The organism is Paucibacter sp. B51, assembly GCF_027863535.1.
Lineage (GTDB): Bacteria > Pseudomonadota > Gammaproteobacteria > Burkholderiales > Burkholderiaceae_C > Paucibacter_A > Paucibacter_A aquatilis.
Genome location: NZ_JAPIVN010000001.1, coordinates 3,212,313 through 3,224,915, shown reverse-complemented (window position 1 = coordinate 3,224,915; position 12,603 = coordinate 3,212,313). Strand labels below are relative to the sequence as shown.

At 65.7% G+C, this 12,603-nt stretch carries 10 protein-coding genes; 8 read left to right on the top strand and 2 right to left on the bottom strand.

Annotation, left to right across the window (positions count from 1 at the left end; genetic code table 11):
- Positions 1 to 244 precede the first annotated feature (244 nt).
- The 8 genes from OOB33_RS13850 (at position 245) to OOB33_RS13815 (ending at position 10,781) form a co-directional block, all read left to right on the top strand.
- Positions 245 to 1,348: an ABC transporter ATP-binding protein gene (locus OOB33_RS13850; RefSeq protein WP_271009107.1), complete on the top strand. Its 1,104-nt coding sequence runs from the start codon at positions 245 to 247 to the stop codon at positions 1,346 to 1,348.
- Positions 1,345 to 2,550 carry a maltose/maltodextrin ABC transporter substrate-binding protein MalE gene (gene malE / locus OOB33_RS13845; RefSeq protein ID WP_271009106.1) on the top strand — a complete coding sequence of 402 codons (1,206 nt, stop codon included), beginning with the start codon at positions 1,345 to 1,347 and terminating at the stop codon, positions 2,548 to 2,550. The genes OOB33_RS13850 and malE overlap by 4 nt, the downstream gene beginning before the upstream one ends.
- Positions 2,551 to 2,558: 8 nt before the next feature.
- The gene (gene malF, locus OOB33_RS13840) at positions 2,559 to 4,190 is read left to right on the top strand and encodes a maltose ABC transporter permease MalF (protein WP_271009105.1); all 1,632 of its coding nucleotides are present in this window, start codon (positions 2,559 to 2,561) and stop codon (positions 4,188 to 4,190) included.
- 46 nt (positions 4,191 to 4,236) lie between these two features.
- Complete coding sequence (malG, locus tag OOB33_RS13835) at positions 4,237 to 5,127, top strand: maltose ABC transporter permease MalG (protein ID WP_171825886.1); 891 nt, start codon at positions 4,237 to 4,239, stop codon at positions 5,125 to 5,127.
- Positions 5,127 to 7,571: an alpha-amylase family glycosyl hydrolase gene (locus OOB33_RS13830; RefSeq protein WP_271009104.1), complete on the top strand. Its 2,445-nt coding sequence runs from the start codon at positions 5,127 to 5,129 to the stop codon at positions 7,569 to 7,571. Before malG ends, OOB33_RS13830 begins: the two co-directional genes overlap by 1 nt.
- Positions 7,572 to 7,714: 143 nt before the next feature.
- Positions 7,715 to 8,917: a sensor histidine kinase gene (locus OOB33_RS13825; protein WP_165794727.1), complete on the top strand. Its 1,203-nt coding sequence runs from the start codon at positions 7,715 to 7,717 to the stop codon at positions 8,915 to 8,917.
- Complete coding sequence (locus OOB33_RS13820; protein ID WP_271009103.1) at positions 8,914 to 10,020, top strand: histidine kinase; 1,107 nt, start codon at positions 8,914 to 8,916, stop codon at positions 10,018 to 10,020. The genes OOB33_RS13825 and OOB33_RS13820 overlap by 4 nt, the downstream gene beginning before the upstream one ends.
- Positions 10,017 to 10,781 (top strand): LytR/AlgR family response regulator transcription factor, encoded by a 765-nt coding sequence (locus OOB33_RS13815; protein WP_102770027.1) that lies wholly within the window; start codon positions 10,017 to 10,019, stop codon positions 10,779 to 10,781. Before OOB33_RS13820 ends, OOB33_RS13815 begins: the two co-directional genes overlap by 4 nt.
- Positions 10,782 to 10,851: 70 nt before the next feature.
- Here OOB33_RS13815 and OOB33_RS13810 read toward each other — a convergent pair whose 3' ends face one another.
- Positions 10,852 to 11,763: a sensor domain-containing diguanylate cyclase gene (locus OOB33_RS13810; RefSeq protein WP_271009102.1), complete on the bottom strand. Its 912-nt coding sequence runs from the start codon at positions 11,761 to 11,763 to the stop codon at positions 10,852 to 10,854.
- Positions 11,764 to 11,966: 203 nt separating this feature from the next.
- Positions 11,967 to 12,581 (bottom strand): nitroreductase family protein, encoded by a 615-nt coding sequence (locus OOB33_RS13805; RefSeq protein WP_165794725.1) that lies wholly within the window; start codon positions 12,579 to 12,581, stop codon positions 11,967 to 11,969.
- Between the last annotated feature and the right edge of the window lie 22 nt (positions 12,582 to 12,603).

Below are 12,603 nucleotides of genomic sequence, written 5' to 3'. Positions count from 1 at the left end.
CGACGCTCGTAGTTTTGTGTAGTTTCACTACATCGGGTTATCCCGATGATCAACGCAAGTCGTTGATTTTACTTGTTTTGAACTTGGATCAATCGGGTTACCGCGGTTGTTCAAGTAGTTTTGAAGCTGTATATTGTCTACAAATCAGGCCTGAAACGGCAAGCGCTTGCCGGCCAGGAACACACAAGCACATACAAGACACAGCGGCGCCGCCCTGAACAGGGCAGCACCCCGGAGACAGCAAGTGGCGGACGTTCAACTCAGCGGCGTGAGCAAGGCCTACGGCAGCACCAAGATCCTGCACGGCATTGATCTGGAGATCCGCGATGGCGAGTTCATGGTCTTTGTCGGCCCATCGGGCTGCGGCAAATCGACCCTGCTGCGCACCATCGCCGGCCTGGAAGAGATCACCGGCGGCGAGCTGCGCATCGGCGGCGTTCTCGTCAACGAGGTGCCGCCGGCCGAGCGCGGCATTGCCATGGTGTTCCAGAGTTATGCGCTCTACCCGCATATGAATCTCTACGACAACATGGCCTTCGGCCTCAAGCTGGCCAAGGTGCCGCCGGCCGAGATCGACGCCGCCGTCAAGAACGCCGCGCGCATCCTGCACATCGAGCACCTGCTGGACCGCAAGCCCAAGGACTTGAGCGGTGGCCAACGCCAGCGCGTGGCCATCGGCCGCGCCATCGTGCGCAAGCCCGAGGTGTTCTTGTTCGACGAGCCCCTGTCCAACCTCGACGCCGCTCTGCGCGTGCGCATGCGCTACGAATTCGCCAAGCTGCACGAGGACCTCAAAACCACCATGGTCTACGTGACCCACGACCAGGTGGAGGCCATGACCCTGGCCGACCGCATCGTCGTGCTCTCGGCTGGCAAGATCGAACAGGTGGGCACGCCGCTGGAGCTCTACGAACACCCGCGCAATCTCTTCGTCGCCGGCTTCATCGGCTCGCCCAAGATGAACTTCCTGGAGGCTGAACTGGTCCGGGGGACCAGTTCAGAAGCCCTGGTCCGCCTCGCTTCTGGCACCCAAATCCGCGCCACCGTCGACGCCTCCCACGCCCAAGCCGGTGACAAACTGACCCTGGGCCTGCGGCCCGAGCACTTTGTGGTGGGCGGCGAGGACAACGCCATCCAGTCCACCGTCACCTTTGTCGAGTCGCTTGGCAGCGCCACCCATGCCTACTGCGCCTACCCCGGTGTCGAGGACGCGCTGACCTGTGAATTCGACGGACGCACCCGCATCAAATCGGGCCAGGACATCCGCCTGGGCCTGCCGCCCGAGGCTTGCTATCTCTTCGATGCCCAGGGCCAGGCCTTCCAACGCCTGAGCGGATCGCCGACATGAGCAGCGCGAGCACTCCGAAACTCTTGCTTCTGGCCGCTGCTTTGCTGGCCACCCAGCCTGCGCTGGCGGCCAAGAACCACAAGCTGCTGGTCTGGATCAATGGCGACAAGGCCTACAACGGCCTGCAAAAGGTCGGCGATGCCTTCGAGAAGGCCTCCGGCGTCAAGGTCGTGGTCGAGCACCCGGTGGACGCCACCGACAAGTTCCAGCAAGCCGCCGGCGCCGGCAAGGGCCCCGATGTGTTCTGCTGGCCGCATGACCGGGTCGGCGAATGGGCCAAATCGGGCCTGCTGACCCCGCTGCGCCCGAGCAAGAAGCTCTACGACGAGGTGGAAGACAGCGCCTGGAAGGCCTTCGCCTATCAGGGCAAGCTCTGGGGCTATCCGATCGCCATCGAAACCACCGGCCTGATCTACAACAAGGCCCTGGTGCCGACACCGCCCAAGACCTTCGACGAGGTGATCGCCCTGGACAAGCGCCTGCAGGCCGAATCCGGCGGCCGCAAGCACGCCATCCTCTGGGACTACAACAAGAGCTTCTTCAGCTGGTCGCTGCTGGCCGGCGCGGGCGGGCAGATCTTTGCCCGCGATGCCCAAGGTGAGTTCGACAGCAGCAAGGTCGGCGTCAACAATGCCGGCGCCCTGGCCGGCGCCGAGATGATCGCGCGCCTGCTGCGCGAAGGCCAGATGCCCAAGGGCGCCCGCTACGCCGAGATGGAAAGCGGCTTCGCCCGCGGCGAGGTGGCCATGATGATCTCCGGCCCCTGGGCCTGGGACAACGCCCGCCGGGCCAAGATCGATTTCGGCGTGGCACCGATTCCCGGCGTGAAGGCCGGCCAGTATTCGAAACCCTTTGTCGGCGTGCTGGGCTGCATGATTGCCGCGCCCTCGCGCCAGAAAGACCTGGCGCGCGAGTTCATCGAAAACCACCTGATGCGGCCCGAGGCGCTCAAGGTGCTCGATGCCGATGTGCCCATCGGCGTGCCGGCCAACAAGGCCTTTTATGCGGAGCTGGCGGTCAACCCGCTGATCCGCGCCAGCATGGAGAACGCCCGCCTCGGCGAAGCCATCCCCAACATCCCCGAAGTCGGCCGCTTCTGGACCGCCATGGACGCCGCACTGGAAGCCATCACCAATGGCCTGCAGTCGCCCAAGGACGCCCTCGACGGCGCCGCGGGCCGCATGTTGCTGAACACCAAGTGAACCCGTCCATGAATCCGCCCGCCAGCCTCTCGCCTTCGGACGCAGCTCCTGCGCACGCCTCCACCCCGGGCCGCGGCGTCTACACCCGCCTGCCGCCCAGCCGCCTGGAGCGCCTGGCCCAGCGCCTGCGTTGGCCGCTGACCGGCGCAGCCGGTCTGGCCTCGCTCTACCTGGTGTTCCTGATGCATGCCGCCGGCCAGACCTGGCTGGCCCTCGGGGCCCTGGGCTTCTTCGTCCTGGTGTTCTACATCTACATCAGCCAGGCGGCGTTTGCCCTGCGCTACCTCTTCCCCGGCATCGCCGGCATGCTGATCTTCATCGCCTTCCCGCTGATTTACACGGCGCAGATCGGCTTCACCAACTACTCCTCGGCGCATTTGCTGAGCCAGGAGCGGGTGCGTGAGTACCTGCTCGACCAGCACGAGGCCGTGCCCGGCCAGACCCAGGCCTTCACCCTGCATGCCGATGGGCCGGAGTTCCGCCTGGTGCTGCGCGCCGAGGACGGCAGCCCGAGCTGGGTTTCGCCGGCCCTGGCCCTGAAGACCAACCGCCAGGAGCTGAGCGTGGACATGCTGCCCGCGCAGTCCGCCCAGCAACCCCTGACCGCGCCGCTGCAGCAAGCCCTGCCCCTGCGCGAGCTGATCGAGCACCGCGAGGCGCTGATGCAGCTCAAGCTGCGCCTGCCCGGCGCCGCGCAGGAGCTGCGTTATCTGGGCCTGCGCGAGTTCGGCGCCATCAGCCGCCATTGGCAGGCTAAGGAAGATGGCAGCCTGCTGCGCCTGGCCGACCAGACCCGCTTCAGCCCGAATCTGCAAACCGGCTATTTCGAAAGCGCCAGCGGCGAGGTGCAGCAACCCGGCTTCAAGGTCGTGGTGGGCTGGCGCAACTACACGCGCATGGTGATGGACGCGGAGTTCCGCGGGCCTTTCCTCGCCATCTTCAGCTGGACCGTCTTGTTCTCGGCCCTGACTGTGCTCTGCGCCACCGCCATCGGCATGCTGCTGGCCGTGCTCTTGAACTGGGACGACCTCAAGTTCCGCGGCACCTACCGCACCCTGCTCTTCCTGCCCTACGCGGTGCCGGGCTTCATCTCCATCCTGGTGTTCAAGGGCTTGTTCAACCAGAACTTCGGCGAGATCAACGCCATCCTCGATGCCCTGCTCGGCATCAAGCCGGCCTGGTTTGCCGACCCGCTGCTGGCCAAGGTGATGCTGCTGATCGTCAACGTCTGGCTGGGCTACCCCTACATCATGATTCTCTGTGCCGGCCTGCTGAAGAGCATCCCGGCCGATTTGTACGAAGCCTCGGCGATTGCCGGCGCCGGCCCGCTGACCAACTTCTTCAAGATCACCGCGCCGCTGGTCATCAAGCCGCTGGCGCCCCTGCTGGTCAGTGCCTTTGCCTTCAACTTCAACAACTTCGTGCTGATCGCGCTCTTGACGGACGGCCGGCCCGATTTCCTCTCGACCAAGATCCCGGCCGGGCAGACCGACATCCTGGTGTCCTACACCTACCGCATTGCCTTCAAGGACTCAGGCTCGGACTTCGGCCTGGCCGCAGCCATCTCCACCCTGATCTTCTTCCTGGTGGCGGCCATGTCCCTGATCAATCTGCGCCTGATGCGCAAAGCCAATTCCTGATGATCATGATGATGACAAACACACCCGTCGTCTGGGGGAGCCGCTGATGGCCATCGTTCGAGGCAAAAAGGCGCGCTGGCAGGTCTGGGCCGCGCATGGGCTGATGTGGGTCTTCCTGGCACTGACCCTGTTCCCGCTGCTGGCCATCGTCAGCATCTCGCTGCGCCCGGGCAATTTCGCAACCGGCCAGCTGATCCCCAGCGAGATCAGCCTGGAGCACTGGAAGCTGGCGCTGGGCATCCCCTATCAGGCAGCGGATGGCAGCCTGGTCCAGCCGCCCTTCCCGGTGCTGACCTGGCTGTGGAATTCGGTCAAGGTCGCGACCCTCTCGGCCTTTCTGATCGTAGCCATCTCTACCACCGCGGCCTTTGGCTTTGCCCGCCTGCAGTTCCGCTTCAAAACGCCCATTCTCAACAGCATGCTGCTGCTGCAGATGTTCCCGCCGGTGCTGGCCCTGGTGGCGATCTACGCGATCTTTGAAACCCTGGGCAACTTCGTGCCGGCCCTGGGCCTGGAGACCCACGGCGGCCTGGTGCTGGCCTACCTCGGCGGCGTGGCCACCCACATCTGGACCATCAAGGGCTATTTCGAAACCATCCCGGTCGAGATCGAGGAATGCGCCAAGGTCGACGGAGCCACACACTGGCAGGCCTTCCGCATGGTGCTGCTTCCCATGGCCTTGCCCATCCTGATGGTGGTCTTTGTGCTGGCCTTCATCGGCACCATCATCGAGTACCCGGTCGCCTCGGTGCTGCTGCGCGAAGAAGGCAATCTGACCTTGGCCGTGGGCTCCAAATACTTTTTGCATGACCAGCGTTTCCTCTGGGGCGATTTCGCCGCCGCGGCCGTGCTTTCGGGCCTGCCGATCACCGCAGTCTTCCTGCTGGCACAGCGCTGGATCGTCTCGGGCCTGACAGCTGGTGGGGTGAAAGGGTGATGCGTGGCGCGCTGCTGCTGGTTGCCCTGCTGGCCCTGCCTCAGACCCACAGCCCGGCCCAAGCCAGCTCCAACTGCACGCCCAGCCCCCTGGGCACACGCGAGCTTTTCCTGCGCGGCAGCTTCAACAACTGGAGCGCCAGCGACGCCCATCGCTTGGTCTATGTCTGTGACCGTTATGAGCTCTACCTGAAGCTGCAAGGCGAGCAGAGCTTCAAGATCGCCGACGAAGACTGGTCGGCCGACGCCGACTTCGGCGGCCCGGCCGCACAGCTGCAGCTCAAAGGTCCGTCACTGAACCAGCGCTTCAAGGGCGGCATGCACAAACTGGTGCTGCGCCTGACGGACAAGAGCGGCAGCCTGGCCATCCAGCCCTTTGCCGGCAAACCGCCCCAGCTCAGCAGCACGCCCAGCGTCACAGACCCGGTGGCCCTGAGCCTGCGCTTTGATTCGCGCGATCTGCAGCACAAAGCACCGTTTGGCGCCGTCACGCCCGGCACGCCGCTGCGCCTGAGCCTGAGCGCCCTGCCCGGTGTGCAGCGCGCCAGCCTCGTGGTCGCCAAGCGGCGGCTCGAGGGCAATCAGGAGCTGCTCGAGTACAGCGAGGTGCAGCGCCTGCCTCTGCAAAAGGAAAGCGGAAGCAAAGCGGGCCGCGAGCGCTGGAGCGGCACGGTGGTGCTGGCCGAGCCGGCCATCTACGGCTACCACTTCGAGGTGGAGATTGCCGGCAAGACTTTTGTCTTCCACAACAACCGCGACCCGGTGTTCTGGACCCGCGAAAAAGGCAGCATGGGCGCCGGCAGCGTGGACCCCCTGCCCTTGGACCTGCGACCCGAGAACCTGCGTCAGATCCGCCGCTACCGCCAGACCGTCTACGCCGCCGACTTCAAAGTGCCCGACTGGGCGCGCGACATCGTCTACTACTCCATCTTCCCCGAGCGCTTCCGCAACGGCGACCGCAGCAACGACCCGCAGCCAGGCCGCGACCATTACCAAGACAAAGGCGTGGAGCGCCACAGCCGTTGGCTGAGCAAGCCCTACAAACCAGGCAGCGGCGACGGGTCGGACAGCGTCTACAACAACGATTTCTTCGGCGGCGACCTGGCCGGCATCATCGACAAGCTCGACTACATCCGCGAGCTCGGCGCCAACACGATCTACATGACGCCGGTCTTCCGCGCGGCCAGCAACCACAAGTACGACACCGGCGACTACAAGCAGATCGACCCGGCCTTCGGTAGCAACGAGGACTTCAAGCGCCTGACCTTGGAGGCCGCCAAGCGCGGCATCCGCGTCATTGCGGACACCTCGCTCAACCACGTCGGCAGCGACTCGCCCTACTTCAACCGCTTCAACAATTTCAAGCCCGGCGGCGCTTTCGACGGTGGCCGACTCAACCCCGACTCGATCTATGCCAGCTGGTTCAAGCTCGACCCCAGCCAGGCCAAGCCCGAGGATCAGTACCAGGGCTGGACGGGGGTGAAGGACCTGCCCGAGCTGGACAAGAACTCGCCCGCTTTTCGCGAGTTTGCCTACCGCGCGCCTGACTCGGTGACCCGGCAATGGCTGGACTTCGGCGCCGCCGGCTGGCGCATGGATGTGGCGCCCTGGGTGCCCGACGACTTCTGGCGCGAATGGCGCCAGGTGGTGAAGGCGACGAAGCCCGATGCGCTGACCGTGGCCGAGACCTGGTTCGATGCCAGCAAGTATTTCCTCGGCGATATGTTCGACTCGACGATGAATTACATCTTCCGCAATGCCGTGCTCGAGTACGCGGCCGGCGGCGATGCGCGAAAGCTCTATGCCCAGATCGAGCTGATGCGCGAGGCCTACCCGCCCCAGGCTTTTTATGCGCTGATGAACCTGCTCTCCAGCCACGACCAGGCCCGCGCCCTGCACCACTTTGGCTATTCGGATGAGCCCGGCGCCAGCGCCCCGCAGCGCAGCGCCCAAGCCCTGAGCCTGGCCAAGCAGCGCCTGCGCCTGGCGGTGTTCTTCCAGATGGTCTTCCCCGGCGCACCGACGATTTACTACGGCGACGAAGTCGGCCTGGGCGGCGGTGAGGACCCCTACAACCGCGCGCCCTACCCCTGGGCCGACGAAGGCGGCCGGCCGGACCTGGCCCTGCTGGCCGACTTCAAGCGAGTGACCGCCCTGCGCCATGCCGAGCCCGTGCTGCGCCACGGCAGCCTCAGCGCACCGCTGCACCTGGATGCCAATGTCATCGTGCTGGCGCGACAGGACGGCGAAACCTGGGCCCTCACGGCCATGAACAATGCGGCCAGGCCGCGCCGTGTCCAGCTGACGCTGCCGACCGCTCTGCAAGGCCGCGCCTGGCGAGAGGCGCTGAACACCGGAACCGCACGCGTGGCGCCGCGGGCCGAGGGCGCGAGGCTGACGCTGACCCTGCCCGCTCACGGCGGGCGGGTGCTGATCAGCCGCTGAGACCGGGCGCGAGGCGCTCGCGGCGCCGCCAACGGCGGCAGACCGGGCGCCGCCGCGCCGCAAAAAACCGCCTTTGGTCCGCGCAGGGCAGCATTCGTCGCATGCCACAGCAGCGGTCTTGTCCAGCCGCGAGAATGCCAGCCATGTCCATGGCCTTCAACGACACCCGCAGCGCCGGCCCGAAAAGCGGCCGCCAGGTTTTTCTGCAAATCGTCCAGCTGCGGGTGGTGGCCGCCGTCTACTACCTGTGCTTGCTGGTCGCCACCTCGCGCGCCCTGCATTGGTACAAGCCGGAGGATTCACTGGAAAGCTGGGTGCATCTCTGGGTGCGCTTCACCCGACAGAACCTGATCACCGGCTTCACCCTGCTGCTGGCCATTGCCCTGGTGGAAGCCTGGCTGCAGCACCGCAAGCACGCCGGCCCCGCCCTGCGCTGGCGCGGCCTGGCCCTGGGCCTGGCCGCGCCGGTCAGCGTGCTGCTGCGCCATGTCATCGGTCGCCTGGACAACCCGGAGGCCGTCTTCAAATGGAGCTGGGTGTTTTCCACCTCCCTGCTCTGGATCATGATCGGCGGGGCGGCCTATGCCCTGCTGCTCTTCACCCGCAGGCACCAGGCTTTGCACCAACAACTGGCCGCCAATGCCCGCGAACAAGAGCGTCTGAGGGGGCAACAGCTGGAGGCCCAGCTGAGCGCCTTGCAGGCGCAGATCGAACCTCATTTCCTGTTCAACACCCTGGCCCATGTCAAACGCCTGTACGAGACCGCACCGGAACGCGGCCGTGACATGCTGCAAGCACTGATCGCCTATCTGCGTGCCGCCCTGCCCGCCATGCGCCGCAGCGAGTCGACCCTGGGTCAGGAGCTGGATCTGGTCTGCAACTATCTGAGCGTGCTGCAGATGCGCATGGGTGAGCGACTGCGCTTCACGGTCTCGGTCGAGCCTGGGCTGCGCGACGCCAGCCTGCCCACGCTGGTGCTGCCCACCTTGGTGGAGAACGCCATCAAACATGGCCTCGCTCCCCTGCCCGAGGGCGGCAGCATCCACATCAGCGCCGAGGCCGAGGGCGAGCAGCTCTGTGTGCAGGTGCTGGACGACGGCCGAGGCTTCAGCGGCCAAGGCGGCTCCGGCGTCGGCCTGGCCAACACGCGGGCGCGCCTGAGCGCCCTGTTCGGGGATCGCGCCGCCCTGGTGCTGGAAGCCGCCGAACCGCGCGGCGTGCGGGTGCGCTTGCAACTGCCCCTGAACAGGGGCTCAAGCATGGCCTCGAACATGATCCAGCAGGCGCCTCCATCCGCCCACCGGTCACATCCGGTTACGGCGACCCGCCCGGGCCTGCCGGCATGAGCCGCCTGGCCTCCCGGACCTGGGCCGCATGGCGCTCGTTGACGCCACGCGAAGCCCTGTCAGGCCTGTTGCTGGCCCTGCTCTACGGCCTGATCGACCTGCCCGAGCTGGTGCATGTCAGCGATGTGCCGGGCTGGCAGCTGGCGGTGGCACGCGAGCTGCTGAAACCACAGCTGGTGCTGCTGGGCTTGCTGCTGACCTGGCTGCCGGTGCTGCGCAGCCAGCTTGAGGGCGGGCGCCGGATCTGGCTGCTGGTGGCGGCCACCGTGGCCGGCGCTCTGTTGGGACAAGGCCTGGCGCAGGGCGTGATTCATGGGCTGGCCTGGCCCGATTACGAAGCCCTGCTCTGGCAACGCAAGGGGATGACACGGCCACCGCTCGGCTGGCAGCAATGGCTCAGCGGCGCGCTGTACGCCCTGATCCCTTGTGGCCTGCTGGTCGCGCTGACCGAGATGCAGCGGCGCCAGACCCAGGCACAGGCACAGCTGGACCAGCTGCTGCTGCGCCACAGCGCCATGGCCCGCCAGGCCCTGGCCAGCCGTCTGGCCGCCTTGCAAGCCCAGGTAGAACCGGAGCTGCTGTTCGATACCCTGGTTGATGTCGAGCAGGCCTACCAGGACAGCAGCGCCGAAGCTCCCGCGCGGCTGGAGCGTCTGATCCGCCACCTGCGCGTGGCCCTGCCCCGCCTGCGTGAAAGCGGCAGCCGCCTCGAGATCGAGACCGAACTGCTGGACAGTTACCTCGCCGTCATGTCCGACCGCCACCGCAGCCCGGTACAGTTCAGCACCGACTGGCCCGAGGCACTGCGCCAACGGACGCTGCCGCCCATGCTGCTGCTGCCCTTGCTGCAACGCGCCCTGCGCCTGGCGTGGCAGCGCCAACACAGCCTGCCCACGCAGGCCGAGCTGGCGGCGCGCTGCTTCGGCGCAGGCGAGCAAGGCCTGAGCCTGACGCTGAAGCTGTCCTTGCCGGGCCTCTGCGGCGACGACGCCAGCTTGCAAGAACTGGCGGCCCGCTTGCGCGACTGCAGCGCCGGGCTCGCGCGCCTGCGCTGTCACAGCACGACCGGCCATACCCACTTCACCCTGGAACTGCCCCCATGAGATCCCTGAGCGCACCGACCGCCGTGGTCGCCGAAGATGAGCACACCTTGCGCCAGGAGCTGGTCGAGCGCCTGGCCCAGCTCTGGCCCGAGCTGAGCATCGTGGGCGAGGCCGCCGACGGCATCGAAGCCCTGCGCTTGCTGGATCTGCATGCGCCCGATGTGCTGTTCCTGGACATCCAGATGCCCGGCGCCAATGGTCTCGATGTGGCGCGGCAGGTGGGTACGCGCAGCCATGTGGTGTTCATCACCGCCTTTGACGAGCATGCCATCGCCGCCTTCGATCATGGCGCGGTGGACTACTTGCTCAAGCCTCTGGAACCCAGCCGGCTGTTCACCGCCATCGGCCGGCTCAAGGCCCGGCTCGCCAGTCCGGCGACGGGTCAGGAGCGTGCCTGGCAGCCTGCGGCCTCCGCCGAGCCCAGCGCCCCACGCACGCCGCTGCGCTGGATCAACGCCTCGGTGGGTCAAACCCTGCACCTGATCACGGTGGACGAGGTGCTGTACTTCCAGTCCGACAGCAAGTACACGCGCCTGGTCCTACGCGATTCCGAGGCCCTGATCCGCAAGCCGCTGAAGGAGCTGGTCGAAGAACTCGATCCGCAGCAGTTCTGGCAGATCCACCGCTCCACCCTGCTCAATGTGGCGGCCGTGGCCAGCGTCATCCGCGACTTCCGCGGCCGCCTGCAGGTCCGGCTCAAGGACCACGCAGACATTCTGCCCGTGGCCGAGGCCTACAACCATTTGTTCAAGCAGATGTGATCCCTTCCCACGGGCCGCATCTCCGTCCGGCTCACGGGTCCAGACGTATCACTGCCGACAGAACCAGCACTCAAACCCGAGTCATCAGCACACCATTGCGCCCCTGTCGCTTGACCTCGTACATGGCCGTGTCGGCGCAAGCGAACAAGGATTCCGTCCGCGCAACACGGCCATCGAACAGCACCACACCGATGCTGGCGCTGCCCCGATGACAGGCGCCTCGTGCAAGCAAATTGTCCAAGGACAACTCAAACTCCGCCGACAGGCTGGTCTGGAGCCGCCGCGCGATGTCCATCGCGACGCGGGCGGCATGCTCTGCATCGGCATCGATCTCGTCCAGCAAGACCACGAACTCATCTCCCCCTGCGCGAGACACGGTGTCCACGGCTCGCACCACATTCACCATGCGCCGAGCCGCCTCCACCAACACCTGATCACCGGCTGCATGACCCCAGCGGTCATTGAGAGGTTTGAAATTGTCCAAATCCACAACCATCAAGGCCGCACAGCGCTGACTGCGCTTGAGCTTGGCCATCAAGTGCTCCAGGCGCGTGGCCAGCAAGCGGCGGTTGGGAAGATCGGTCAGCGAGTCGTAAAAGGCCAGATGCTGGACCCGTTCTTGCGCTGCGTTGCGCTCGGTGACATCAATGAAAGTCGCCAAGAAGCCATCGCCCAATGTGATACCCGAGATCTCCATGGTCACCGTCTGCTGGTTTTTGCAACGGACCCGATACTCAATCGGAATGATGTCGCGCTTCTCGGCCAAGGCCAAAGCCTCATTCCAGGTGCGACGTACCCAATCGCGATAGCTGGTGTCGGGGTAGGCCAAGGGCCACCAGCAGTCAAGAATCGGCATGTCCTTCTTGGAATAACCAAACACCGACTCGAAGCGCTTGTTCATCTGCAGGACCACACCATCGGAAGCCACCCAGCACAGCGGAATCGGCAGCTTCATGAACAAGTCTTGGAAATGGGTCGTCATCGGTACTTCTTTCCTGAAAAGAGCCTATGCAGCTCAACAACTCCCATGTCTTGGCGCAGGCAGGCGATGCGCTGTTCCCTGTGTTTGCAAGATTACACAAACAGCACCGACTCCTCAATCTCGATGTATTCAGACGCAGCCCGGTCCGGTGTGGATTCAGCGGGTCCCGAGTCAATCGAAGCTGCAACGATGATCGAACCCGCTCAGAAGACCGGCGGCTCCCAGTCAGCGCAGAGCTCGTCTGCCTCCCCAGCCAGGGCGTGCGCCACGTCCCCACGTGGCTTGGCACGCGCCACCGCCGGCTTCAGCGGCGTGCCGGCCAGCACCCAGGCCAGCAGTTGCTCGCCGGGTTGGCAGAAGGCCGCCTGCAGCGCCGGGTCGCGCAGAGCGGCACCGCTTAAGGTCTTGGCGGCATAACCCATCAAATGCAGGGCATTGAGGAAGTTCATCAAACCCGCCCCGGCACAAAGCAGCTGCTCATGGGCCGGCACCTCGGGCTCGCCTTCGCGCAGGCGCACGATCAAGGCGGCCAGGCCGGGCCCGTTCCAGGCGCGGTCGTGGGCGCGCTGCAGATCTTCGGCCTCGCTCTGGCCCCAGCGCCGAGCGGCATTGACAAAGAGTTCGGCCAGCAACGCACGCTGATCCTCGGACACCAGCACAAAGCGAAACGGCCGCAGGCCACCATGGTCGGGCGCGCGCAAGGCCAGCTCAGCCGCCTGCTGCCACTGCGCGCGGCTCGGCGCCGGCGCAGTCATGTACTTCGGGCCTTGAGAGTAGCGGCCGGCCAGGGCCGCCAGGGCGGAGGAATCGATGCTCATGGCCGGACTGTAGAACGTTCTG